This window comes from Streptomyces sp. NPDC097640, from assembly GCF_040302705.1.
Classification (GTDB): domain Bacteria; phylum Actinomycetota; class Actinomycetes; order Streptomycetales; family Streptomycetaceae; genus Streptomyces.
In genome coordinates, this window is record NZ_JBEOSB010000009.1 from 60,634 (window position 1) to 84,403 (window position 23,770).

A 23,770-nucleotide genomic window follows, 5' to 3' on the forward strand; every position below is an offset into this window, starting at 1 on the left:
GGGGTGTATCCGTTCCAGCCGTTGCCGATTTTGACGGGTGTTTGGTTGGAGTATCCGCGTTGGCTGGTGCCGGGGTAGAGCCATAGGTCGCCGGTGGTGTCGTTGCGGGCGATGATGTCCTGGTGCTGGTCGTGGTCCCAGTCGGTTGTTCCGAAGGGGGTGTATCCGTTCCAGCCGTTGCCGATTTTGACGGGTGTTTGGTTGGAGTATCCGCGTTGGCTGGTGCCGGGGTAGAGCCATAGGTCGCCGGTGGCGTTGTTGCGCGCGATGATGTCCTGGTGCTGGTCGCGGTCCCAGTCGGCCACCCCGAAAGAGCTATAGGCGCCGGTCGCGGCCGCAGCGCCAGTCGGGTTCAACAGTTGCAGGGTGCTGGCGAACAGCACGGTGGTCAGGGCCCCGAGCCGCCGCCGTCCGCGGCGGTCTCCGAGGCATCGTAGGACGGTAGTGCGAGTATTGGCCTTCACGGTCCCTCCATGGACAATGCGTCACAGTGTCCGCCGCGATGCGTATCCGCCCCGGGGGGCCTGCGGCGGTCCATCAAATTCCGGATACGGCATGCCGTTCTTCCGGTGCAGACAGGCAACGGCCTGCACACCGGGGTGCCATAGCGGCTGATTCCGCTCTCGATCAGGTCGGGGACGCCGTCGGACGGCGAGTCCGGCGGCGCTGTCCCCCCTTGCGTGCCTCATGCACGGGCACCTGGAAGGAAACTATCCCCGGAGCGACGTCGTGTCGTGAGTAATCTGATACTCAATCCCGGCCATGGGCCCGCGGGGCCCGAGGGTGGGGCTGGTCCGCGCAGGAGGGCTCGATGGAAGATCGGGAACAGCGTCCGGCGCCGCTGGGAGGCCCGGGTCCGTCTCCGGGGTCTTGGCCGCTCACCGGCCGGGACCACACATTGGCCGAGTTGCTCTCGCTGCTGGAGCACCCGGACCGGCCTGCTCTGTTGATCGCCGGTCCCGCCGGTGTCGGCAAGACCCGGCTGGCCCGCGAGCTGCTGTCCCGGGCCGCGGCATCGCAGGGGCGGGTACTGGCGGCACCGGCCTCCCAGAGCGCCTCGCAGATCCCCTTCGGGGCTATGGCGCACCTCTTACCGGCGACGCTGCCCGCTGCCGAGGGGCGCCCCAATCTTCTGCGGATCCTCGCCGATGCCCTGCTTGCCCATGCCCACGAAGGACGACAGATCCTGTTCGTTGATGACGTGCACCTGCTCGACACCGGATCCGCCTCCCTGCTGCTGCAACTGGCGGTACGTGGCGGCATCCGGATCGTTGTCACCGCACGTTCCGGTGTGCCGATGCCGGACGCGATCACGGCATTGCTGCGCGGCGGCTACGCCAGCCGGGTCGACGTGCCCGAGCTGAGCCCGGATTCCGTCGGTCTCCTGCTCGAGCGGGCACTGGGCGGCCCGGTGGAGAGCGCGACCGCGCGCCGGCTGTGGAAGTACAGCGGCGGCAATGCCCTGTGGTTGCAGCAGCTCGCGGACGCGGGACTGGCCTCCGGGGCACTGGCGGTCACAGCGGAGGTGTGGCGCTGGCAGGGGGCGTTGGATGTCAGTGAGCAACTGATCGATCTGGTGAGTCGCCGTATCGGACAGCTCCCTTCGGACGTGTCGCGCGCCGCGGAACTGCTGGCATTCGGGGAGCCGCTCGGTGTGACGGTCCTCGAACAGCTCACCGGCGCCGCGGTGATGGACGAACTCGACCGCCGCGGCCTCATCACGAACGAGGAGGACGGCTGGCGCGCACAGGTACGGCTGGCCCATCCCCTCTACGGGGAGGTGCTGCGTCGGCGGACGCCGCCTCACCGGCGGCGGCGGTACTGCCGGGATCTGGCCGCGGCGGTCCAACGGACGGGCATGCGCCGACGCGAGGACCTGGCACGCGTCGGCGGCTGGCGGCTCGAAGCCGGCGATCTCACCGATCCGCAGCTTCTGCTCTCCGCGGCCGGCCATGCCATCATGACCATGGACTTCACTCTGGCGGCCCGGTTGGCCAAGGCGGCCTGTGACGCCGGCGGCGGCGCGCCGGCCCGGCGGGCACTGGCTGTTGCGTTGGGCCACACCGGGCACGGTGCGCAGGCGGAGCAGGCCCACAGCGGCCTGCCGCACGCCGTTACGCCCGATCGCGATCAGTTGCGGTCGGTGCAACTGCGCGCCGCCAACATGTATTTGTCCCTGGACCGGCCCTCCGACGCACTGGACCTGCTGCGCCGCGCCGAACAGGCGATGAGCGACAGCGCCGCGTGTGCGGAACTGGCGGCGCTACAGGCCGTCCTGCTCGCGGCGCAGGCCGACTGGCCGGCATATACGCAGGCCATCGCCCGCGCACGGCAGGGTGGATCACCGAACCCGCGGACAGCCGTGCGGATCCACTACGCGGAGTGCATCGATCATTTCTGCCACGGACGGCCAGGGGCCGCGTTGCAGCTGATCGAATCGGCACTGCCGATGCTGCCGGGCGAGGACGACCTGCCGATGTTACGAGCCGGTCTGCTGAGCTGGTCGTCCACCGCGCAGGCCTTCGCGGGCCGACTGGACGAAGCCGAAGCGACCGCCACCGCCCAGTACCAGCACGCACAGGACGTCCATTGGGTCGGCAGCCAGGGCGCCTGGCAGTTCTACCTCGGCAGGATCGCCGCCCGCCGGGGACGTCTGCGATCCGCCCGGCGGCACATGCGGGAGGCAGCGTCCACGCTGCGCGACGACACCACCTGGGGTCAGCAGGCGCTGCTGCTCGGCGAATGGGCCACCATCGAAGCGCTGACCGGCAGCCCGGCCAAGGCGCAGACGCTGCTCGACCAGGCGCACCTGGCCCGCGTGGAGTCCTATCGCATCCTCCACATCCCGGCCTTCTCGATGGCCCGGCCGTGGATCCTGGCCGTTCAGGGCCGGGTACGCGACGCCACGCGACAGGCGATGCGCGCGGCCGACGACGCGCGGCGCGAGCACGTCCAGCTCTGGGAAGCGGAGTTGCTGCACATACCCGTACGGCTCGGCCGTCCCGCGGCCGTCTCCGGCCGGCTCATGGAGCTCGCCACCGCCTCGGACACCCCGCACATCAGGATCTATGCCCAACACGCCGACGCACTCGCCACCCGAGACGCGGCCGCCATGGAGCAGGTCTGCACCGCGTTCGACACCATCGGCATGCGCCTCCACGCCGCCGAGGCCGCCGGGCACGCGGCGGACCTGTGGTTACGCAAGGGCAGCACGCAGGACGCCCAGCGGGCCGCCGACCGATGCCACCGACTCGCGCACCACTGCGAGGGCGTCACGACCCCCGCCATCGTCGCCTGCCGAACGCCCGAGCTGACCGATCGGGAACGCGACATCGCACGCCGTGCCGCCGCCGGAGAGAGCAGTCAGCACATCGCGAGGCAACTCGGCATCACCGTGCGAACCGTCGACAACCACCTCTACCGGGTCTACCGCAAGACCGGCGTGACCAGCCGAAGAGAACTGCGGAAGGTCCTCGCGGTCGCCCCTGGCGCCGCCGATGAGGCTGCGGACGAATGAGAACCGGGCCGGGCCCGTGGGTGTCGGAATCCGGTCGTCGACTTGATCGGCCTGCGCCGGGTGTGCGCGCTGGTGTTCCTCGATCACGGCACACGCCGACTGCACATCCGGCGCTCGGGGCGGGCGGCAACAACCAAGGCCGGGGCGCACCCGGCCCGTCTCTCGTTCGAACCGAGACGTCGACCCCAGCCGCTGGGCAGCGATCAGTGGAGGCCCCTGTCGCCCGATTCGATCAGCGCTATGGGGTGTGGCGGCGGACCGCGTCGAGGAGCTGGTCGATGTCGTCCGGGGTGTGGGTGAAGGAGGTGACCAACCGGACGATCCCGGGTGCCCAGCGGTCGTGGTAGAAGGCGTAGCCCTCCGCGAGAAGCTGCTCGGTTGTGTGCCGGGGCAGGCGGCAGAAGAGGAGGTTGGCCTGCGGGCTGCCCAGGAGTTCGGTGCCGGGGATGGCCTTGAGGCCGTCGCCGCGCCGGGCGGCCATCGCGTTGGCCTGGCGGGCGTTGCCGAGCCACAGGTCGTCGGTGAGGTAGGCGTCGAGCTGGGCGGCGTGGAAGCGCATCTTGGAGGCGAGTTGACCGGCGCGCTTGGCGCGGAAGGCGAGCTCGGTGGCCAGCGCGGGGTCGAAGGAGACGATGGCGTCGGCGGTCATGGCCCCGTTCTTGGTGGCGCCGAAGGACAGCACGTCGATGCCGGCCTTCCAGGTCATCTCGGCCGGGGTGGCATCGAGATGGTCGAGGGCGTTGGCGAAGCGCGCGCCGTCCATGTGGACGCGCAGTCCCGCGTCCTTGGCGATGACGCCCAGGCGGCGGGTCTCGTCGAGGGTGTAGACGCTGCCGCTTTCGGTGGCCTGGCTGATGCTCAGCACGGACGGCTGGACGCTGTGTACGTCGCCGGCCCGGCGGCGCACCGCCCGTCCCAGGGCGTCGGGGTCGATCTTGCTTTCGTCGCCGGGGACGGTGACGAGCTTGGCGCCGTCGGTGAAGAACTCGGGCGCGCCGCATTCGTCGTTGTTGATGTGGCTGTCGGAGTGGCACAGCACGCTGCCCCAGGGCGGGGTGAGTGCGGCCAGCGCCAGGCAGTTCGCGGCGGTTCCGGTGGAGACGGGAAAGATATCGACGTCCCGTTCGAAGATCTCGCTCAGCTTGCGGCGGGCGCTGTCGGTGAAGGGGTCGTTGCCGTAGGGCGGGGCGTTCCCGGCCGCTGCCGCGGCGACGGCCCGCACTATCTCGGGCGAGGCGCCGGCCATGTTGTCGCTGATGAAGGCGCGGCCGGACGGGGTGACTGCGGTGGTGCTCATGGGGAGGGTTCTCTGGCTTTCAGGTGCTGATGGGGGAGGCGAGGACGACGGTGACGTCCGCAGGCTCGGTGTCGGTGCGGTAGAAGTGAGGGGCGTCGCCCGCGAAGGCGAGCATGTCGCCGGGGCCCAAGCCCTGCGGCGCGTCGACCGGACCGGCGGTCATGTGTCCGGTCGAGACGAGCAGATGCTCGATCGTGCCGGTGGCGTGGGGCACGCCGGGCAGCTCCGTCTCGGGCGGAACACGCAGGCGCCAGATCTCCAGGCTGTTGCCGCTGCTGATGCGGCGCAGCAGCTCTCGGGAGACTTCGCCGGGTTCGGCGACCGTACCGGGCCGGTAGACCGGGCCGGTGTCGGCCTCCCGTGCCAGCAGGTCGGCGAGCGGGATGCTCAACGCGATGGCGATCGCGTCCAGGGTGTCGATCGTCGGATTGCCCTTGCCCGCTTCCAGCTGCGACAAAGTGGCCTTGCTCAGCCCGGCGCGCCGTGCCATCTCGGCCGCGCTCATACCGCGCTGCTGGCGGCGCAGGCGGATCTTCGTACCGACCGCGGCGGCGGTGCTGCTCGCCGGCTGCCGACCGGACACAGAGGCTGCCATCAAAGACTCCTGTGGGCGGCGGTGTAGGAGACGCGGATGCGCCCCTTCTTGATCTTCAGTGTCGGCAGGACCACCTCGGCCAGATCGCCGAGGCTGCGCACATGGGTGCCCCCGCACGGCGCGGCATGCAGATCGTGCAGGTGCACCACGCGCCGCCCCTCGCCCTCGTACCGCGCGAAGACGGGCAGATCGTCAGCGATCGCCGCCGCCACCGAAGCCCGCAGGGTGGCGGTCGCCTCATCCCGGCCATCCGGATCGGCCAACCGCGTCTCCGTCTCCGGCACCTGGAACTCGATCCGCGCCTGACCTGGGAAGTGGTTGTTGCTCACCGTCTCCCAGCCCTGCATCCGCCCCACAGCCTCGACCAGGTGTCCGGCCGTGTGCAGCGCGGCATGCGCCATGCGCGCCTTCGGGTCGATCCGCGCCCGTACGCGCTGCCCCTCGGCGAGGAGAGGCAGGCTGCCGCCCTCCGGCGCCATCGCCACGATCAGCCCCGACTCGCGGTCCCGGACCGGAACGATCTCCGCGTCCTCCAGCCAGCCCCGGTCGGCGGGCTGGCCGCCGCCCTGCGGATGGAACGGACAGTGCTCGACAGCCGCCCAGGGCGACCCGTCGCGGTGGCCGACCGCGATCACCCGCGTATCGGCCTGTTCCAGGTAGGTGTCATCGAGATAGGTGCTGATCTGTACAGCGTCTCGACTGATCCCAGTGAAATGAATCATACGTTCAGTATAACGAACTCGGATAGAGTGCTGAACTAATCGTTCGGCATAATGAACGAGCGAAGACCGGGTGTGCTCACCGAGTCAACGCGAGCAGTTCATCGATCACCGGTTTCTCACCACCGCCACCGAGGTGAGCGATGGCCGCAAACGGCGCGATCACCTGGCTCCAGGCGTGGAGCCGGTCGCCATCGAGGCCGCACGCCGCCGCCACGCGCGCGCAGCGGGTCTCGACGCCCTCCAGCCCGGCGCCGGCCAGGACGTAGTCCACAGCGTCGAAGCACGGATCACCGACACAGGCTTTCGGATCGATGGCCATAAGACCGCGGTCCGGGCCGGCGTCGAGCACGTTGCCCAGGTGCAGGTCACCGTGGAGCAACACGGTTGTCGCTTCCGTGTCCAGCAGCCGCTCGCACCGCTGGATGGCCCTGTCCCACGCGGTGACGTCCATCCGTGCACTGATCGCAGGCTCGGACAGCCGCCTGCCGACCCGGGCGAAGGCCTCCTCGCACCGCCCACGCAGCACACGCGTCGGCAGCGGAGGCGGAGCGACCCCGTGCAAGGCGGCGAGCAGATCCGACCACTGTTCCGGAAGCGAAGCGGCAGGCATGTCCTCCGCCGGCGTTCCGGGCACGATCTCCTCCAACACCATTGCGCCAGCCTCCTCGTCGACGGCCAGCACAGAGGGCACCCGGCCCGAGGCGGCGAACCACCCCAGCATGTCGACCTGCTCGGCCAGAAGGGCCCGCTCCGGACTGATTTTCAGCACCGCAGGCGCGCCGTCGGGCCAACGGCACCGCAACGCGACCGACGAAGCACCGTCCGGGAGGGACTCACCGAGCGAAAGCGAAAGTCCCCAGTGGGACGTCAGCCGCGCGATGAGATCCGGCGTGTCAGCGCACCATTCGGCAACCTGGGGACCGAATCGACGTACCAACCGCGTAGTGACGCTCTCCACATCCACCGGCAGTCGTTTCACACGGGTCAGTCTGCCGCCGGCGCGATCTTTGTCCACCACTTTTCCGCCGCTCCCGGCCCGCGGCGCAGGAGTTGAGGCGGCCGCTGAAACGCAAGCTTCAGGGACAGTGGAGACTGCGGGACAGCCCTCTGCGATGTGATCAGGAGCCCCAGTGGACGACATGGAATTCGCCGAAACTCTGGAGACGGTCCTGCGGGACCTCCAGGCGCAGTGCGCGGTGCAGCCGCAGGTACGTGTGGACGACACGTACGGGATCATGCTCTTCGCCCCCGACGGCTCGGGCCAGGGCCTGACTTCACCACCTGGTGGCACCGCCGCGGAGCGGCTGGCGAACCTGGCAGATCAGGTCCAGGAATGGGCGGTGGAGGCGCTATGGAGTGAAGGCGCATCGGCGGTCTGGCCACAGTGCCCGACACACCCGGACACGCATCCGCTGACGGCGACAGTCCGCACGGACACGGCGGTGTGGGTATGCCCGAAGAGGGGAACGACGCTGGCGCGGATCGGAGAACTGGAGACCCAATAGAGCGGGTACTGTCGGCAATCTCCCGGGCCATATAAGGTGACCATTTTAACGGCCTTGCCTCAAAGGGCAGGCCAAAGAATTACCTGCACGTGACGTCGGCGGATCCCCCGAGTCATCCAACTACTGTAATTATTTCCGACTGCGGAGACTCGCGGCGCCGGCTGAAATATCGGGCTGATAAGACCATGGCCCGGCACCGTGTGCGCGGTGCCGGGCCGTGAGTCTGCCGACGGGTGAGCGGTCAGCCTTGGCGGGCCTTGAAGCGTGGGTCCTTCTTGTTGATCACGAAGGTCACGCCACGGCGGCGGACCACCTGGGCGCCGGGCTTGGTCTTCAAGGAACGCAAGGACTTGCGTACCTTCATCGCTGTCCCCTTCCAGGATCGAACGGGTCCGGCCGTCAGTGTCGAATGGGAGCGGTGCGGCCGTAGCGCCGCTCGAAGCGCTCCACCCGACCAGCGGTGTCCAGGACCCGCGAGGTGCCGGTGTAGAACGGGTGGCTCGCCGACGAGATCTCGACGTCGACGACCGGATACGTGGCGCCGTCCTCCCACTCGACCGTCTGCTGGGCGTCGATGGTGGAGTGGGTGAGCAGTTGGAATCCCGATGCGCGGTCGCGGAAGACAACGGGGCGGGAGCTGGGGTGGATGCCGGACCTCATGGGTTGTGCCTCCTCAGGGGGCCTCCGTCGCCGGGCGACGGAGGCAGGTGTCAGCGTTCTTCGCGGAACAGGACGTGCTCGCCGACCACCGGGTCGTACTTGCGCAGGACCAGCCGGTCGGGGTCGTTCAAACGGTTCTTGCGGGTCACGTAGGTGACTCCGGTACCGGCCGTCGACTTCAGCTTGACGACGGGCCGCGTGGTGCTGCGTGCCATGGGGGACTCCTTTCGCCACCACCCGAGTCTCGAATGACTCGGCCATGTCAGATGTCCCCTTCAACCACACGACCCGGCGCTACATTCCCGGTGGTGTCCGTCTCAGCGAGCACCGACCGCCGCGCGCTCCCGGGCGGCGCGCACGGCCGCCGACAGGCTGCCGGTGTCGTGGGCACCGTGGCAAAAAGGGCAGCGGAAAAGGGAAAACGTCAAAGTGCTGCCGAGGTATTAGCCGAGCGTTTCACGGTCACCGGTCTATGAGTGACACCAATAGGCCGGCGGTTGCGAGGCTCCCTCCGGAGCTATTCACTGGAGACAGGGGCAGAGATTTTCGAAGGGGGCGCATCAACAATGTCCGCCACCGCCCTCCACGCCCTGGACGGCGCTCATCTGTACATGGCTGCCGGCGACGTCATGGTCGACGGCAGCGGCATCCGCGACCTTTCCGTGCCTACCTTTCTGATCGAGCACGAACAGGGTCTTGTGTTGATCGACACCGGGCTGGCCCCGGAGAGCTTCGGCGGGCCGGAATATGGGCGGGAGGCGGTCTACGGGGACCTCCGCGATTTCGCGATCGCCCGCTGCGAGCGGGGAAAGTCCGTCATCGACCAGCTCGCCACGGTGGGCAAGCGCCCGGAGGACGTTACCCACGTGGTTCTCACCCACGACCACTTCGATCACACCGGGGGGCTCCCTCACTTCCCTCAGGCCATCCTCCACATCGGCAGGGCCGACTGGGAGAACGTGCAGGGGGTCATGAACGGAACCCGCGTCGACCCCGTGGTACGTCCAGGGGACTTCGCCCCGGTGCTCGACAGCACGTGGCGGCTGCTCGAAGGGGACGTGGACCTGTTCGGTGACGCAAGCATGCGGCTCATCGCCGAGCCGGGCCACACCATGGGCAACTACGCGGTCCTGCTCCGTTTGCCGTCCCGCACCGTCCTCCTCACCGGCGACACCGCACACCTGCGGGCCCAGTACGACTCGGAGACCCCGATGCCACTGGACGCCGACCGCACGCTCGCCGCGCAGGCGATGCGCAATGTGAAGGACCTCGCGGCGGCAGAGGACGCCGACGTGTGGATCGGCAACGACTTCGGCGACTGGCTGCGTTTCCGCGGGCCGACCACCCTGAAATGACTGAGCGGGCCGGGTGCGCATCCCGGGTACATATTTCGATGACGCTCAAAATTTGACCTCCATCGAAGTATGGGGCAGTGTGGATGGTGTCGCGTCATGAATGCGGCTTTTAACCCACCTTCTTCTCTTGTGGACTGGTGCACCATGGCCAAGCTCGTACAGTTCGACCGTCTCGGCGGCGCCGAGGTTCTCTCCCTCCGTGAGGTCGAGGACCGCGCTCCGGGCGCGGGTGAAGTGCGTATCCGTGTCGATGCGATCGGCCTGAACCGGGCCGAGATCATGTACCGGGACGGCGCGTACTTCTACCAGCCGGTCTTCCCTTCCACGCTGGGCTATGAGGCCGCCGGCATCATCGAGGGCGTTGGCGAGGGCGTGGAGTCGTTCGCCGGGGGCGACCCGGTCGCTGTCGTGCCCGCGTTCCTGCAGAGCGAGTACGGCACCTACGGCGACCACGTGGTCCTTCCGGCGTCGGCCGTGGTTCTCCGACCGGCGAACGTCGACGCCACCGCGGCAGCAGCCGTGTGGATGGCCTACATCACCGCCTACGGTCCGCTGGCCGAGAGCGGCCGGGTGCGCCCCGGTGACTACGTGCTGATCACCGCGGCCTCCAGCAGTGTCGGTCTTGCGGCGGTCCAGATCGCCCGCCACATCGGCGCGATCCCGATCGCCACTACCCGCGGCCCGGGCAAGAAGCAGCGCCTGCTGGACGCGGGCGCGGCCGAGGTCATCGTGACCGACGACGAGGATCTGCCCGCCCGGATCAGGGAGATCACCGGCGGGCAGGGCGTGCGCCTGGTCTTCGACCCGATCGCCGGCCCCGGCGTCGAGTCCCTCGCCCAGGGCATCGCCCCGGGCGGCTTCCTGGTCGTCTACGGTGCGCTCGACCCGCGCACCACCCCGCTGCCGAACGCGCAGGCTTTCCCCGCGCTCAACAGCAGCACCTACACCCTTTTCGAGATCACTACCGACCCCGAGCGCCTCGCCCGCGCCGTCGCGTTCGTCAACGCGGGCCTGGCCTCGGGCTCTTTCACCCCGGTCGTGGACCGCACCTTCGATCTCACCGAGATAGCCGAGGCTCACCGCTACATGGAGGCCAACGGCCAGGTCGGCAAGATCGTCGTCACCGTCAGCCACGGCGCGGCCTGACACATCCCCGGCCTGACACATTCCCGGCCCCGCGCCGGACACACCCCGGCCCCGAGGCCTTGTGCGGTCCGCCGCCTCCGGAGACGGGGTCCATGTCGATCACATGCATTCAAGGAGTCAGATATGAACCGCGCTGTGCGTTTCCATGAGACAGGTGGGCCCGAGGTCCTGCGTCTGGAGGAGGTTCCTGTCCCCGTGCCGGGGCCGGGCGAGGTCCTGATCCGTACCCGGGCGCTGGGGTTGAACCGGGCGGAGTCGATGTTCCGGCTCGGCCAGTACGGCATCGACCCCGTCTTCCCCTCCGGGATCGGGTACGAGGCCGCGGGTGTGGTCGAAGCCCTCGGGGAGGGCGTGCGCGGGCTGAGCGTGGGCGAGGCGGTCAGTGTGGTGCCCTCGTTCGCCATGACCGACTATCCCGTGCACGGCGAGGCGATCCTCGCGCCCGCCGGCGCGGTCGTCGCGCACCCCGAGCGTCTGTCGTTCGAGGAGGCCGCGTCGGTGTGGATGCAGTTCGTCACCGCCTACGGCGGCCTGGTGGACCTCGCGGGCGTCCGGGCCGGGGACACCGTCGTGATCTCCGCGGCGTCCAGCAGCGTCGGCCTGGCGGCCATCCAGGTCGCCCACAAGGCCGGGGCCAGGGCCATCGCCCTGACCCGCACCAGCGCCAAGCGCGAGCAGCTCCTGGCGGCCGGGGCGGACGCGGTCATCGCCACGGCCGAGGAGGACGTCGCCGCGCGCGTGGGGGAGCTGACCGGCGGAAAGGGCGCCCGGGTCATCTTCGACCCCGTCGGGGGTCCGGCTCTGGCCGACCTGGTCAAGGCGGCCGCCCACGAAGCCGTCATCGTCCTCTACGGCCTTCTCGACCGCACGCCGACTCCGCTGAACGTCGGTGAGGTCCTCTTCAAGCACCTCACCATCCGCGGGTTCGAACTCTTCGAGATCACCGCCGACGACCGGCGCCGGGCCGAAGCGGTCGCGTTCGTCAGCGACGGCCTCGCCAAGGGCGAGCTCACCCCCGTGATCGACAAGACCTTCCCCCTGGAGGCCATCGCCGACGCTCACCGCTACCTGGAGGCCGGCGGCCAGGTCGGCAAGATCGTCATCACCGTCGACCAGCCCGAGGGCCGGTCATGAAGTTCGGCTTCATCATGTTCCCCACCCAGGACGCCATCCCGCCCGGCGACCTCGGCGTGCTGCTGGAGAACCGCGGCTTCGAGTCGCTGTTCATGCCCGACCACACCCACATCCCCGCCGTCACCCCGGAACGCTACGACGTGATGAACCTGGCGCCGGAGTTCAAGAACGGCATGGACGCCTTCGTCGCGCTTGGCGCCATCGCGCAGGCCACCACCACTCTGCAGATCGGCACCGCCGTCCTGCTGGTGACCGAACGCGACCCGATCATCACGGCCAAGGAGGTCGCCTCCGTCGACGTGTTGTCCGGCGGCCGGATGAACTTCGGCGTCGGGCCCGGCTGGATCAACCAGGAGATGCGCAACCACGGCACCGACCCCGACCACCGGTGGAAGGTCATGCGCGAACGGGTCGAGGCCATGCGGCAGATCTGGACCCACGACATCGCCTCGTACCACGGTGACCACGTCAGCTTCGACCGCATCAGGTCCTGGCCCAAGCCCCTCCGGAAACCGCACCCGCCCATCCTCGTCGCCGGCAACGGCCCCAACGTCGCCCAGCGCGTCATCGCCTACGGCGACGAATGGATCCCCATGCTCCGCCCCGACGTCCTCGACCACATCACCGAGTTCAAGAAGACCGCCCGCAAACCCGGCACCGACGAGCCCATCCCCGTCACCCTCTTCGGCGGCGAACTCGACGACGTCGACGCCTACGCGGCCGCCGGAGTGGACCGCGTCCTGTTCTGGGTCCGCCCCCAGGACACCGCAAGAATGACCACCACCGTGGACCATATCGCCCTGAGCCTCGGCAGCCGTCTGCGCTGAGCGTGTGTAGGCGACCTGTGGCGGACTTGGTCAAGGCGCCTGTTGGCGAGACGAACGTCAAGTGGTGCGTGCGGCATCGGCTGTGGTCGCGTTGGTACGGGGGTAGCGGGCCCTCATGGCGGGGCTGGCGGCGGGGCCGGCGGCAAATACGTATGCGTGGCCGTCGTCGAGGCGGCGGCCACTCTTGGCATCGACAACCACGGGGTCGACTTCTTCGCCGCTGCCGGTGTCGATCAGGATCATGCTGCGCTGCTCGGGGGTGAGGCGGGAGTTGCCCCAAGCCGCCAGAGTGATGATCACCGGGCGCAGGGTGCGGCCCAGGTCGGTCAGGACGTACTCGTAGCGGACGGGGTTGGTCTGGTAGGGGCGGCGCTCCAGCAGGCCGTCGGCGACCAGAGTCTTGAGGCGCGCGGTGAGCATGCTGGTGGAGATGCCGAGGTTCTCCTGGAACTGGTCGAAGCGGGTGTAGCCGTCGAAAGCGTCGTGGAGGATCAGCAGCGTCCACCACTCGCCGACGTGCTGCACGGTCGTGGACAGCGGGCACTCGAGGTCTTCCGCCCTGATGCGGCTTGCCAAGGTTAGCCACCTCCGCAGAGTTACTGCTAAAGTCGAAGTTAGTAGCTTCTATTTTAGCAGTAATGGTGGGCGCGGTGGTCCCGCCTGCCCGCACACGGAAACGGAGCCCGTCATGACCACACCTGTCAGCGAAGTCAGCGAAGTCAGCGAATCCATGGAGGGCCGACGCGCCCTGGTCACCGGCGGCACCAAAGGCGTCGGTGCGGCCGTCGCCCGACGCCTGGCCCAGGCCGGCGCCACCGTGCTGGTGACCGCGCGCAGCCGCCCGGACGGCGTCGCGGCCTCAGACATCATCACCGCGGATCTGGCCACCGCCGAAGGTGCCGCCACCGTGATCGAGGAAGCCCTCCACCGCCTCGGCGGCGTCGACATCCTGGTCAACAACCTGGGCGGCTCGGAAGCACCCTCGGGCGGATACGCGGTCCTCGGCGAGGACGACTGGGCCAGGGAACTCAACCTCAACCTCCTCGCCGCCGTCCGCCTGGACCGTGGCCTGCTGCCCGCCATGATCGAAGCGGGCCGTGGCGTCATCATCCACGTCTCCTCGATCCAGCGCCGCATGCCGCTGTGGAACGGCACCCTCGCCTACGCCGCCGCCAAGTCCGCGCTGACCACCTACAGCAAGGGCCTGGCCAACGAGGTCGCCCCGCACGGCATCCGTGTCAACACCGTTGCTCCCGGCTTCGTCCAGACCGCCGCCGCCGACCACCTCGTCGCCCGGATGGCCGAGAACGCCGGCACCACCGACGAAGCGGCACTGAACCAGCTCATGGACTCCCTCGGCGGTATCCCGCTGGGCCGCCCCAACCGCCCGGAAGAAGTCGCCGAACTCGTCGCCTTCCTCGCCTCCGACCGCGCCTCCGCCATCGTCGGCGCCGAGCACGTCATCGACGGCGGCACCATCCCCACCGTATGAACCTCCGACTCCCAGGAACCGCCATGCACACCGACCAGCCTCAGAACATCGCCCCCAACGCCCTGCCCGAGGTGATCACTCGCTATCTGGAAGCCCACCGCGGCAAAGACACCGCCGGCGCACTCAGCGCCTTCCACCCGGACGCCACCGTGACCGACGAGGGCAGGGACCACCGGGGTGCCCCGGCGATCGAGACCTGGCTGACCCGCTCCGCCGGCGAATACACGTACACGATCGAACTCACCGGGGCATTGAAGATCGACGCGGCCCACTACGTCGCCACACACCACCTTGAGGGCAACTTCCCAGGCGGGGTCGTGGACCTGCACTACCGCTTCACCCTCAGCGAGGGCCTCATCGAGGACCTTCTCATCGAACCCTGACCCGCGGCCCCGGCACGGCGGGAATCGGCCCCGGTTCAGTAGGTGGCGGGCCCCTTGCCTGGACCGCGAACCCGCGGCGAGCCTGTGTTGCTGCGGAGCCTGAAGGATCAGGTGACGTTCTTTTCCAGCGCGGCGAGGTAGCTGTGGATGGAGTGGTCGCGTACGCCGTCGCTGGCGGGGGCGAAGAGGTCGGCGGTGAGTCCTTTGACGCGGTCGGTGAGCCCGCCCAGGAGGGACATGGACTCGTGGACTGTGCCGTTCGAGTCGATGTAGCGCAGGGCGTCGACGTGGGTGTAGGCGGGCTCGGGCGGGAGCTGGGGGACGATGTCGTTGTTGTTGACGAACCGGTACATGCGCTCTTTGAAGCCCTTGTTGTAGGCAGCGGCCAGTAGGCGGTCGCAGGTGCGGGGCTGGCCGTAGGTGTAGACGCCGTCGGCGGTGAGCCGGGGGTCTTCCAGGTACATGCGGGCGCCGGCGAGCATGGCCAGTGCGCCGCCGAGGCTGTGGCCGGTGAAGTAGACGCTCTGGCCGTTGCTGCGCAGCTGCGCGTGGGTGTCTTTGAGGTCGGGGTAGATGGAGTCGAGGGCTTCGGCGAAGCCGTAGTGGACGTAGCCGGTGTTCGCGGGGCCGGGCCAGGGCGGGGTGGAGGCGTCGGAGAGCCAGTCCTTGATCTGGGCCGGTTCCGTACCGCGGAACGCGGTGACGATCATGGTGTCGCCGGCCAGGGTGTAAGCCTGGGTGTCTTCGAGGGGGAAGGGCGGGGTGAAGCGGGTCTGGTGGTGGCGGATGGTCGTAAAGCCCCACGCACGGGCTTGTTGCTCGATGGTGGCCTTGTCCTTGTAAGCGAGGTCGGATGCCTGAGCCAGCCAGTAGGCGCGGTCCACGCTGTACCCGGCCGGCAGGCCGTCGATCCTGACAGATGCAGCCACGGGTGATCCCTTCACGGAGGAGATGGGTGTGACACGGGGCGCCCGCGCCCCGGCTTAGGCGACCGGCGAGCGCGGGGTGACCAAACCCGTCATAGCGGGCGCGCCGGTGGCAGGCGGTAAGACACACGCGCTGCTCACCCTGATCGCCTAAGGTCTTCGGCACCCAATGGCGGCTCGGTGTGCGGGCGCGCCGATCGGCGGCGCACCGAACACGGATGCACCCCGTCCAGTGGCCCCGGCACTGATCGGGCGGCCGGGCTGACCGCCGGAGAACAGCCCGGGAGAGTCTGTCCGGCCGAGGACGGCATGGCTGCGGGGAATCGCGCCCTGCGGGCGGGTCGACGGGGATGTCGCCGAGTCGGAGACGGACTGCTCCGCCGGTCTGCGGGGTCGTCTGCCGGACCAGGAATCGAGGCTAAAGGAGCCGGAGTTACCGATTTCGCATGTGTGCACAGGCCCGTTTATGATCTTGGTTGTGACTGTGCAGAACTCTGACAAGACGCCGTCCCGTAAGCAGCGACTCCAAGAGAAGCAGCGTCGCCAACTGTCGGTGGTCGACACCGTTGACAAGGCTGAGGTCAAGGTCCGCAAGGCAGAAGCCGAACTGGCCGTTGCCGTCGCCGAGGCGGTGCAGGTGTTCGGCGACGAACGCTCCGCCTCTGAGGGGCTCGACATGCCCGTTGAAGCCATACGTCGTTTCGTTGGCATCGCGGCGAGCGAAACCGCCTTGGCCGACGAGACCGACCCCGCTGGCAGGTCATAAGCTTGTCGATGTCCGTCTGCCAATCGCAGCGACCGTCGACGTAGGCCTTATGCCCGATCCCCGGACGACGGACTGATCGCTCTCGACGCCACCGCTTTCCCCGCACTCATCAGGGCGCGGGCGATGTCGACGCGCTGACGCCGGCCGCCGGCCGCCGGAGAGTTGGTGGGGGTGGCGGTGCGCGCGGTCGGCGAGGCCGACGGCATCGGGTAGTTCCATGGCCCGGCCACGGGCCTTGGCGGGGGAGCGGCCAACGATCCGGGCCATGACCTGCGGTTGTCCGGCGGCGGTGAGCGAGAGCAGCAGATTGGGCTGCTGGAAGACGATCCCGACCTTACGGCGGCGCAGGTCGGCGAGTTCGCCACGGGTCATCCCGGTGGTGGTGATTCCGTCGACGGGGACGGGGCCGGTCGCTCCCAGAGGCCGGTCATGTGTTCGTGGAGGACGTCGTGTGCCTCTTGCGGGGTGAGGTGACCGATGAGGACGTGCGTGGTGAGGCCGTCCGCAAGGGCGAGGAGGGTGCGGGCCTCGCGCGCTGGATCGAGGGGCACGGCGCGGTCGGCGCCCTCGCCGGCTTCCGAGATGAGGCGGGTGAACGTCTCGTGCAGGGCTGCGTAGTTCGCCTTCAGCGTCTCGGCGAGCGCCTCGCTGACAGCCGCCTGCGCGACAAAGGCGAGCCAGACCCGGGCCTCGGCGCGGTGCTCCTCCCTGAGCAGTGAGATCTCGGTGGCGGCGTGGCCCAGGGCGGTGCCGGCCGACTGGGCCGGGCTCCTGACCAGGCGGGCCTGCACGCGCTCGCTGATCCGCTCGCTGACGTGCCCAAGAGCGAATACGAGCATCTCTTCCTTGGTGCGGAAGCACCGCTGAACGGCGCCCATGGACACCTGCGCGCGAGCGGCGACGTCGCGAAGGGTCACGCCCTCGAGGCCACGTTCGTCGGCGAGGTGGCAGACGGCCTCGGCGATGAGGCGGCGTCGGCCCACGTGATCAACCTGCCTGGGCATGCCCGGTCGCCTCCCTGCTCCACGGTGCTCTGCTCGCAGCGCACTTTATGCGATGCGCTCGTATCGGTACCAGGGTACGGTTGCGGTTCCGATGCAAGCGCATCGGTACGTAGGGGAGGAAGGAAAGGCCATGCAGGACGCCCTGTGGAAAATGTCGGCCGCCGCCCAGGCGGAGGCCGTGCGCGGCGCACACGTCTCGGCACTCGAACTGGTCGACAGCCACCTCGACCGCATCGCCGAGGTCAACCCACAAGTGAACGCGGTCACACAGCTCCTGGCGGAGCGCGCACGCGAGGCCGCGGCACAGACAGACCGTCGGCGGGCCGCCGGTGAAGCGCTGGGGCCGCTCGCGGGCGTGCCGTTCACCGTGAAGGAGAGCACCGCCGTCGAAGGTGTGCCGACCACGTTCGGCACGGAGCGCTTCCGCGATCTGGTGGCGCCGGCCGACGCGCCCCCGGTGGCGCGGCTGCGCGCGGCCGGGGCCATCCCCATCGGACACAGCAACATTCCCACCCTGATCCTGGCGGGGATGCACACGCGCAGCGAACTGTTCGGCGACACGGTCAATCCGTGGGACAGCAGCCGGACCCCGGGCGGCTCCAGCGGGGGCGACGCGGTGGCCGTGGCCACAGGCATGGCGGCGCTCGGGCTCGGCAACGACTCCGGGGGATCGGTGCGCGTCCCGGCCCAGTTCTGCGGCGTGGCCGGGCTGAAGCCGTCCACGGGCCGGTTCCCCGCCGACCACCGCATTCTCGGCCCGGACGACCCAGGCCCGGCGTCCCAGATACTGGTCACCGACGGCCCGCTGGCCCGGAGCGTGGGCGACCTACGGCTGGCTTACGAGGTGCTGGCCGGGACCGATCCGCGAGACCCACGGGCCGTACCGGTGCCCGCGTACGGCGAAGCGCTCCCCGGACCGGTGAAGGTCGCGGTCGTGGCGGACCCCGGCGGGCACGGCGTCCACCCCGCGGTTCGCGGAGCCATCGAGACCGCGGCCGACGCGCTCCGCGACGCCGGATACGACGTGCGCGAGGTACGGGACGTACCCCGGATGGACGAGGCTCTCGAGGCGTACGGCCGGATCACCGTGACCGAGTTCGCCCCGACCTGGCCGGTGGTGCGCGAGCTGCTCGGCAAAGGCGGGGACCGCTACATCCAGATGGCGATGGAGCAGACCCCGCCCGCAAGCGCGGACGAGTTCATGAAGCTGATGGGCACCTGGATGACCATTCGCCGCTCGTGGGCCGAATTCCTCGACGCCTACCCGCTGTTGCTCGGCCCGTCGTTCACCGAGCCACCGGTCGAGCCGGGGCTGGAGTCGCGCGACAGGGCGGGCCGGGACCGGGTCGGGTCGGGAATGCGCCTGTGCAGCGTGACCAGCTTCGTGGGCGTGCCCGGTGTGGCCGTACCGACCGGCGTGGTCGACGGGCTCCCGTTGGGCGTGCAGATCGTCGGGCGCGCGTTCCGGGAGGACCTGTGCCTGGACGCGGCCCAGGCGATCGAGGACCGGCTCGGAGTTCTCACACCGGTCGACCCGCGCGTGGGAGGCCGGGCTGAGTGAGCCGTTGCGCCAGGGAGAGCACGCTCGGCGGCCCCGCCTCCCCCCGCAACCCTCACCCTCAGCATGCCGGCCCCGTGCCGAGCATGCGCTCGGACCGTGTCCTGCGACGGGCGGCCCCGCCCCGCAGTCCGGGCACCGGTATGAGCCGGACAAGTTCTCCGCCGCCGGACTCACACCGGCTCGCTCCGAGGTCGTGCGGCCTCCGCGTGTCGCCGAGTGTGCGCTCCAACTGGAGGCACGTGCGGTCGCGCTGACACCGGGCGGAGAGGGCCGGTTCTTCAGCGTCGAGTGCGAGGTGCTGCGCGTCCACGCGGACGAGCGCATCGTCGTGCCCGGCGCGCACTACATCGACCCGGCGGCCTGGAGTCCGCTCATCTACAACTTCCGCCACTATCACGGCCTGGCTCCCGAGGTCGGCCACGGCTTCCGGTCGGAAACGGCCAGGAGCGCGGCGCGCACAGCGTAGGGCGGGGTCACGGAGGTGTACCTGGAGGCACAGGGTTGAATTTTGTCCTATGTCAAACTTATCTTTGACATAGAACAAAGTGTTGATCTGTGCGGCGGAGGCGGTGATCGTGCCGATCAGCGGGACGACGGCGACGGAGATCGTGGGCGGTGTGCGAGATCTGATCGCGTCGGGCGAGCTGACGCCGCGCGACCTGCTCCCGCCGGTGCGGACGCTGGCGGCCGAGCTGGGGGTGAACCGGAACACGGTGGCGGCGGCGTACCGGCAGCTGGTGGCTGCCGGTGTGGCCGCGACACACGGCCGTGGCGGAACCATGCTGCTGAACGCAACAACCGCCGCCCGCCCCCGGCCGAACGCACCGGGCCATATCACTCCGCGAAAGGAACCCCCCGCCATGTTCACCGGCCTCAGCGCCTTCCCTCTGACCCCCATGAGCGAGTCGGGCATCGACGAGCAGGCGTACGCCTGGCTTGTCGCGCGCCTCGCTTCCGCGGGGGTGGACTCGATCGGTGCGCTCGGCTCCACCGGAAGCTACGCCTATCTCTCCCGCGAGCAGCGCGCCCGGGCGGCGCGGATCGCCGTCGAGGCCGCCGAAGGGACCCCCGTCATCGTCGGTATCGGCGCGCTGCGGACCTCGCAGGTCCTCGCGCTGGCCGAGGATGCCCAGAAGGCGGGCGCGTCGGCGGTGCTGCTGGCCCCGATGACGTATCAGCCGCTGACCGAGGACGAGGTGTTCGGACTGTACGAGGACGTCACCCGCGAGCTGTCCGTTCCGCTGTGCGTGTACGACAACCCGAACACCACCCACGTCCACTTCACCGATGAACTACACGCTCGCATCGCCGGGTTGCCGCAGGTCGCCGCCATCAAGATCCCGCCCGTGCCTGACGAGGCGGCCGCCGCGAAGGAGCGCGTTCAGGCGCTGCGGGCGCTGGTCCCGGACACCGTCAGCATCGGGGTGAGCGGAGACCGGGCGGCGGCCACCGGGCTGACGGCCGGGTGCGCGGCGTGGTACTCGGTCGTCGGCGGGCTGTTCCCCCGCACCGCGCTCGCCCTCACCCGTGCCGCCCAGAGCGGGGACGCGGAGCTGGCCACGGCCCTGTCCGAGCGGCTGCAACCGCTGTGGGAGCTGTTCCGCCACCACGGCAGCCTGCGCGTGATCTCCGGCGCCGCCTCCCACCTGGGCCTTGCCTCCGAGACCAATCTCCCCTTGCCGCTGCGCGGCCTCGCCCCCGAGGCCCGCGATCGGCTCGTCACCGTGCTGGACGGCCTGGACCTCGATGTCTCCTCGTGAGCACCACAGCTCCTGTCGTCCCGCACAGCCGCGCGCCATGGGCGGTGCCCGTGCGGCTGCCCGGAGGACCGGCCCCGGGCGCCTCCCCGTCTCCTTTTCAGGCTGAGGCCCAGCGCTTCAGGAACTCGATCGCTGCGGAGCCGACCTCCGCGGGATGCGAGGCACTCAGGAAGTGCTGCCCGTTCTCAATGATCTCCAGGCGCGCCTCGGGGGAGCGGGTGAACATCCGGATCTCCTCCTGGGCGTTCGGCACGGAGTACACCTGGTCCGCGGTGCCGTGCAGCCACAGGACGGGGCAGCGGACCTCGTCGAGCCTGCCGTGGAGCCCGTCGCGGTCCCGCAGGTTCACCGTGCTGAGGCGCAGACGGTGGCGCCCGGCGTCACCGGTGTAGTTCGCACGGTAGGCGGCGAGCCAGAACTCGCGTTCCTCGGCCGAGACGCCGCCCAGGGCCGCGGCGAGGACGGCGTCCACGACCTCGTCCGGCACGACCCAGTCCTCGCCGACCGGGTCGGCGAGGGCGTCGACGAGCGGCGTGTTGGACGCTATCCCGTCCCAGCACCCCAGCTCGCGGCTGCGCGGGCTCTCGAAGTCCATCGACGTGCCGAGCGGGATGAGGCCCTTCACGACGTCCGGGGCGAGCAGCGCCATGCGGACCGCCACCCAGCCGCCCTGCGAGGTTCCCAGCACGAAGGCCTCGTCGATTCCGAGGGCCTCGAGGGCCTGGAGGTTCGCGACCGCGCTGTCCCAGTAGGTGAAGTGCTGGTACGCCGCCCTCGTGCGGCCGTGCCCGTAGGGTTCGAGGGCCAGCAGGTTGGCCGCGGCCCCGAGCTCCGGGTCGGCGAACTGCGGCCGGTACAACTCGGCCGAGGTGGTGTACGAGTTGATCAGGACCAGCGTCGGGAGTGCGGGGTCGTACGGCTTGCCGAAGGTGTACCCGACGGTCGATCCCCCGAGGTGAGGGATCTCGACGGTCTGTCCGGGCTTGCTCACGGTGTACTCCTCGATTCGTATGCCGGGGTCTCTGAGAACGAGGCGTCGGAGCGGAGGACGGGAGTCCGGAGACGTCCGGCAGTCTCCGGTCCGCTCCACGCTTGCCGGCGGGTGGCGATGCGGGCGGTTCCAAGGCGCTGGTCGATGCCCTCGAAGCCCACTCGACGGAGGTCCCCACGAAAGAGCCGAACACGGCTCGACGCGCCTTGCGCTCGGCGCCGCGCCTGGCCTGTCATGGTCACGCAATAAGTCCCTTCGGGGGACGGCTCCGGTCGAGTCCACTGCCATGATGGGCAGATGATCCACAGGATGTCGAATAATGGTTCGGACTCACCCTGTTCGCATCTTTCGTAGCCGTGGCCCAAGAGGGCTCGATCTCGGCGTGCGCCCGCCGACAGGGAGTCACGCAGCCAGCGATGACACGTCAGATCCAGCGGCTCGAGTACGATCCGCTCGGGCGTCGCTACGGGTGAAGCGGGTCGGGGGCGAGGGTGATGGTCATCCATGGCACGGCGGCTTCACGGAAGCTGTGCCCGACCGGGTCGATGCCGCTCTGTTCGGTGAGGCTGAAGGTCGCCACCATGATCATTTCTGAGTCGTCGGCGACGGAGACGAGCTGGGTCCCGCAGCGCGGGCAGAAGCCGCGGTGCAGTGTGGGCCAGGTCGAGTACCAGGTCGGCTCACCTCCATGGCCGGTCCAGGTCAGGTCCTCCCGGCGGAAGCCGACCCATGCCATCGCCGGCGAGCCGGAGAGGAGCGTGCAGTGCTCGCAGGAGCACAGGTGGGGGTCGTCCGGAGCGCCGGTCACCTCGTACGCGATGTCGCCACACTGGCAGCGGCCTGTCCGCTGGTCGCGGGCGGCGGTCGGTTCGGTCACGTGAATGTCTCCCTTGGTGCGGAGCGCGGTTGGGATGTCAGTGTGCTACGGGCCGAGAGGCCGTTACGTTCGGGATGCCGGACTTTGGGAAAGTGCTTTGCATGCCGCCCACCGGCAGGTGGACGTGCGGGTCACGCATTCTGCTCCCCGCGCCTGCGTGGATGATCCCGGTCGCAGTCAGTGAGGTTTTCTCAACGAAATGATCTCGTGAGGTGACTTGGCCCAGAAGGTTCCGCGAGTCGCGATGAGTTCTGCGGCGTTTGGCGGTCCTACTGTCGAACCCGTTACCGAGGAGGACTTCTGATGCGTAACGTGACCTATTCGATGAGCGTCTCACTTGACGGCTACATCGTCGGGCCGGACGGCAACTTCGACTGGACGGCGCCCGACGAGGAGGTCTTTCGCTTCTGGATCGACGAGATCCGAGAGGTCGGCGTCCACCTGTTGGGACGACGGCTGTACGAGACGATGCTGTACTGGGAGACCGCTGACCAGGACCCATCGCGCGACGACTCAGAGCTCGAGTGGACCGCGCTCTGGAAGCCGCTCCCGAAGGTGGTGTTCTCCACCACGCTGTCAGCGGTGCAGGGCCATGCCCGCCTGGCCTCCGGCGACCTGGCGGAGGAGATCGAGCGGTTGCGGGCCGAGCCGGGGGAGGGCGACATCGCGATCGGCGGCGCGACTCTCGCCGCCGAGGCGGCCGCGTCGGGTCTGATCGACGAGTACCGGACCGTGGTCTACCCGGTGCTGGTTGGTGGTGGCATTCCGTTCTTTCCCCAGCGCGAGCGCCGGGCGGATCTCGAACTCGTCGAGACCCGCACCTTCAACTCGGGAGTGGTCTACCTCCGCTATCGCGTGGCGCGCTAGCCGGCTCTCCGCCGAGCCCCGGGAAGAACGGGACGGCCAGTGGGGTTCTCGCGACGGAGATCATTTCCACTGGCCGTCGAAGACGAGGAGGGCGGACGGGGACGTTGATGCCGATGCGGGCACCGATGCGGCCCTTGCCCGCGAGGGCAGGAAGGCCCTTGGCGGCCGCCTTGTACGAGGTGGGCAGGGCATGGAGCCGGGCCGCGGTGATGTCCGGGACGGACCTGTGGATCGCGGCGTTGCCCCCGCTGATCCCTCGGCGGCGCTGGACGCAGGTGTTCCCTGTGACGCCCCGCGCCGTCAATTCCTGGTGCGCAGCCTGCCCAACCCGGCGAACCTTCGCGGTCACGGCACCACGGAGGTCAGACAGCGCGGCCAGGCGACT

At 69.3% G+C, this 23,770-nt stretch carries 27 protein-coding genes and 1 pseudogene; 14 read left to right on the forward strand and 14 right to left on the reverse strand.

The genetic code is table 11. The annotated features are described in order from the left end of the window. Window positions 1-383: FG-GAP-like repeat-containing protein (locus ABTY62_RS15915; protein WP_352129993.1), on the reverse strand; the 383-nt coding region annotated here is incomplete at its 3' end. 428 nt (window positions 384-811) lie between these two features. On the opposite strand from ABTY62_RS15915, the gene ABTY62_RS15920 reads away from it, so the two are divergent. Further along, on the forward strand, window positions 812-3,517 hold the full coding sequence (locus tag ABTY62_RS15920; protein ID WP_352129994.1) for an AAA family ATPase: 2,706 nt from the start codon (window positions 812-814) through the stop codon (window positions 3,515-3,517). 238 nt (window positions 3,518-3,755) lie between these two features. On the opposite strand, the gene ABTY62_RS15925 is transcribed toward ABTY62_RS15920, so the two are convergent. The 4 genes from ABTY62_RS15925 to ABTY62_RS15940 all read right to left on the reverse strand — a co-directional run bounded on the left by ABTY62_RS15925 (window position 3,756) and on the right by ABTY62_RS15940 (window position 7,089). Then, a complete protein-coding gene (locus ABTY62_RS15925) occupies window positions 3,756-4,814 on the reverse strand; it encodes a threonine aldolase family protein (protein ID WP_352129995.1) in 1,059 nt (352 codons plus the stop codon). Window positions 4,815-4,833: 19 nt separating this feature from the next. Beyond that, window positions 4,834-5,409, reverse strand: coding sequence for a helix-turn-helix domain-containing protein (locus tag ABTY62_RS15930; protein ID WP_352129996.1), 576 nt, complete (start codon window positions 5,407-5,409; stop codon window positions 4,834-4,836). Further along, entirely contained in the window at window positions 5,409-6,131 is a 723-nt protein-coding gene (locus ABTY62_RS15935; protein ID WP_352129997.1) for an alanyl-tRNA editing protein, read from the reverse strand. Before ABTY62_RS15935 ends, ABTY62_RS15930 begins: the two co-directional genes overlap by 1 nt. A gap of 76 nt (window positions 6,132-6,207) precedes the next feature. Next, window positions 6,208-7,089 carry an aminoglycoside phosphotransferase family protein gene (locus ABTY62_RS15940; protein WP_352130249.1) on the reverse strand — a complete coding sequence of 294 codons (882 nt, stop codon included), beginning with the start codon at window positions 7,087-7,089 and terminating at the stop codon, window positions 6,208-6,210. 181 nt (window positions 7,090-7,270) lie between these two features. Between ABTY62_RS15940 and ABTY62_RS15945 the strand changes: the two genes are divergently transcribed. After that, complete coding sequence (locus ABTY62_RS15945; RefSeq protein ID WP_352130250.1) at window positions 7,271-7,636, forward strand: hypothetical protein; 366 nt, start codon at window positions 7,271-7,273, stop codon at window positions 7,634-7,636. A 241-nt stretch (window positions 7,637-7,877) separates the two neighbouring features. Here the strand turns inward: ABTY62_RS15945 and ykgO are convergent, their stop codons facing one another. From ykgO to rpmG, 3 genes are read right to left on the reverse strand one after another with little or no spacing between them, the layout of a single operon-like run. Continuing rightward, entirely contained in the window at window positions 7,878-8,000 is a 123-nt protein-coding gene (ykgO, locus tag ABTY62_RS15950) for a type B 50S ribosomal protein L36 (protein WP_030322549.1), read from the reverse strand. A 35-nt stretch (window positions 8,001-8,035) separates the two neighbouring features. Then, window positions 8,036-8,296 carry a type B 50S ribosomal protein L31 gene (locus ABTY62_RS15955; protein ID WP_352129998.1) on the reverse strand — a complete coding sequence of 87 codons (261 nt, stop codon included), beginning with the start codon at window positions 8,294-8,296 and terminating at the stop codon, window positions 8,036-8,038. A gap of 50 nt (window positions 8,297-8,346) precedes the next feature. Continuing rightward, window positions 8,347-8,511 carry a 50S ribosomal protein L33 gene (rpmG, locus tag ABTY62_RS15960; protein WP_352129999.1) on the reverse strand — a complete coding sequence of 55 codons (165 nt, stop codon included), beginning with the start codon at window positions 8,509-8,511 and terminating at the stop codon, window positions 8,347-8,349. Between the two features lie 351 nt (window positions 8,512-8,862). Here rpmG and ABTY62_RS15965 point away from each other — a divergent pair, with 351 nt between their 5' ends. From ABTY62_RS15965 to ABTY62_RS15980, 4 genes are all read left to right on the forward strand, one after another. Then, window positions 8,863-9,651 (forward strand): N-acyl homoserine lactonase family protein, encoded by a 789-nt coding sequence (locus ABTY62_RS15965; protein ID WP_352130000.1) that lies wholly within the window; start codon window positions 8,863-8,865, stop codon window positions 9,649-9,651. Between the two features lie 144 nt (window positions 9,652-9,795). Beyond that, window positions 9,796-10,797 (forward strand): zinc-dependent alcohol dehydrogenase family protein, encoded by a 1,002-nt coding sequence (locus ABTY62_RS15970; RefSeq protein WP_352130001.1) that lies wholly within the window; start codon window positions 9,796-9,798, stop codon window positions 10,795-10,797. Between the two features lie 123 nt (window positions 10,798-10,920). After that, complete coding sequence (locus tag ABTY62_RS15975; RefSeq protein ID WP_352130002.1) at window positions 10,921-11,931, forward strand: zinc-dependent alcohol dehydrogenase family protein; 1,011 nt, start codon at window positions 10,921-10,923, stop codon at window positions 11,929-11,931. Then, window positions 11,928-12,758: an LLM class F420-dependent oxidoreductase gene (locus ABTY62_RS15980; RefSeq protein ID WP_352130003.1), complete on the forward strand. Its 831-nt coding sequence runs from the start codon at window positions 11,928-11,930 to the stop codon at window positions 12,756-12,758. Before ABTY62_RS15975 ends, ABTY62_RS15980 begins: the two co-directional genes overlap by 4 nt. Before the next feature lie 57 nt (window positions 12,759-12,815). Here the strand turns inward: ABTY62_RS15980 and ABTY62_RS15985 are convergent, their stop codons facing one another. Continuing rightward, window positions 12,816-13,334: a winged helix-turn-helix transcriptional regulator gene (locus ABTY62_RS15985; RefSeq protein WP_352130004.1), complete on the reverse strand. Its 519-nt coding sequence runs from the start codon at window positions 13,332-13,334 to the stop codon at window positions 12,816-12,818. A gap of 112 nt (window positions 13,335-13,446) precedes the next feature. Here ABTY62_RS15985 and ABTY62_RS15990 point away from each other — a divergent pair, with 112 nt between their 5' ends. Together ABTY62_RS15990 and ABTY62_RS15995 are read left to right on the forward strand one after the other, a co-directional pair. Next, window positions 13,447-14,250, forward strand: coding sequence for an SDR family oxidoreductase (locus ABTY62_RS15990; RefSeq protein WP_352130005.1), 804 nt, complete (start codon window positions 13,447-13,449; stop codon window positions 14,248-14,250). A gap of 23 nt (window positions 14,251-14,273) precedes the next feature. Further along, window positions 14,274-14,633: a nuclear transport factor 2-like protein gene (locus tag ABTY62_RS15995; protein WP_352130006.1), complete on the forward strand. Its 360-nt coding sequence runs from the start codon at window positions 14,274-14,276 to the stop codon at window positions 14,631-14,633. Window positions 14,634-14,740: 107 nt separating this feature from the next. Here ABTY62_RS15995 and ABTY62_RS16000 read toward each other — a convergent pair whose 3' ends face one another. Beyond that, window positions 14,741-15,562, reverse strand: coding sequence for a lipase family protein (locus tag ABTY62_RS16000; RefSeq protein ID WP_352130007.1), 822 nt, complete (start codon window positions 15,560-15,562; stop codon window positions 14,741-14,743). 475 nt (window positions 15,563-16,037) lie between these two features. On the opposite strand from ABTY62_RS16000, the gene ABTY62_RS16005 reads away from it, so the two are divergent. Next, window positions 16,038-16,325 (forward strand): hypothetical protein, encoded by a 288-nt coding sequence (locus ABTY62_RS16005; protein WP_352130008.1) that lies wholly within the window; start codon window positions 16,038-16,040, stop codon window positions 16,323-16,325. A gap of 104 nt (window positions 16,326-16,429) precedes the next feature. Here ABTY62_RS16005 and ABTY62_RS16010 read toward each other — a convergent pair. Both ABTY62_RS16010 and ABTY62_RS16015 read right to left on the reverse strand, forming a co-directional pair. Then, a pseudogene (locus ABTY62_RS16010) lies at window positions 16,430-16,736 on the reverse strand (ATP-binding cassette domain-containing protein); the annotation flags it as partial. Next, entirely contained in the window at window positions 16,694-17,329 is a 636-nt protein-coding gene (locus ABTY62_RS16015; protein ID WP_352130009.1) for a TetR/AcrR family transcriptional regulator, read from the reverse strand. The pseudogene ABTY62_RS16010 and the gene ABTY62_RS16015, both read right to left, overlap by 43 nt. Before the next feature lie 130 nt (window positions 17,330-17,459). On the opposite strand from ABTY62_RS16015, the gene ABTY62_RS16020 reads away from it, so the two are divergent. The 3 genes from ABTY62_RS16020 (at window position 17,460) to ABTY62_RS16030 (ending at window position 20,650) form a co-directional block, all read left to right on the forward strand. After that, window positions 17,460-18,890 carry an amidase gene (locus ABTY62_RS16020; RefSeq protein WP_352130010.1) on the forward strand — a complete coding sequence of 477 codons (1,431 nt, stop codon included), beginning with the start codon at window positions 17,460-17,462 and terminating at the stop codon, window positions 18,888-18,890. 193 nt (window positions 18,891-19,083) lie between these two features. Continuing rightward, complete coding sequence (locus tag ABTY62_RS16025) at window positions 19,084-19,356, forward strand: hypothetical protein (RefSeq protein WP_502997469.1); 273 nt, start codon at window positions 19,084-19,086, stop codon at window positions 19,354-19,356. Between the two features lie 82 nt (window positions 19,357-19,438). After that, window positions 19,439-20,650 (forward strand): dihydrodipicolinate synthase family protein, encoded by a 1,212-nt coding sequence (locus ABTY62_RS16030; protein WP_352130011.1) that lies wholly within the window; start codon window positions 19,439-19,441, stop codon window positions 20,648-20,650. A 97-nt stretch (window positions 20,651-20,747) separates the two neighbouring features. On the opposite strand, the gene ABTY62_RS16035 is transcribed toward ABTY62_RS16030, so the two are convergent. Then, complete coding sequence (locus ABTY62_RS16035; protein WP_352130012.1) at window positions 20,748-21,641, reverse strand: alpha/beta fold hydrolase; 894 nt, start codon at window positions 21,639-21,641, stop codon at window positions 20,748-20,750. Window positions 21,642-21,976: 335 nt separating this feature from the next. Here ABTY62_RS16035 and ABTY62_RS16040 point away from each other — a divergent pair, with 335 nt between their 5' ends. After that, the gene (locus ABTY62_RS16040; RefSeq protein ID WP_352130251.1) at window positions 21,977-22,114 is read left to right on the forward strand and encodes a helix-turn-helix domain-containing protein; all 138 of its coding nucleotides are present in this window, start codon (window positions 21,977-21,979) and stop codon (window positions 22,112-22,114) included. On the opposite strand, the gene ABTY62_RS16045 is transcribed toward ABTY62_RS16040, so the two are convergent. After that, entirely contained in the window at window positions 22,105-22,518 is a 414-nt protein-coding gene (locus tag ABTY62_RS16045) for a GFA family protein (protein WP_352130013.1), read from the reverse strand. The genes ABTY62_RS16040 and ABTY62_RS16045 overlap by 10 nt on opposite strands. Before the next feature lie 303 nt (window positions 22,519-22,821). Between ABTY62_RS16045 and ABTY62_RS16050 the strand changes: the two genes are divergently transcribed. Next, window positions 22,822-23,385 (forward strand): dihydrofolate reductase family protein, encoded by a 564-nt coding sequence (locus ABTY62_RS16050; RefSeq protein ID WP_352130014.1) that lies wholly within the window; start codon window positions 22,822-22,824, stop codon window positions 23,383-23,385. Window positions 23,386-23,770 lie beyond the last annotated feature (385 nt).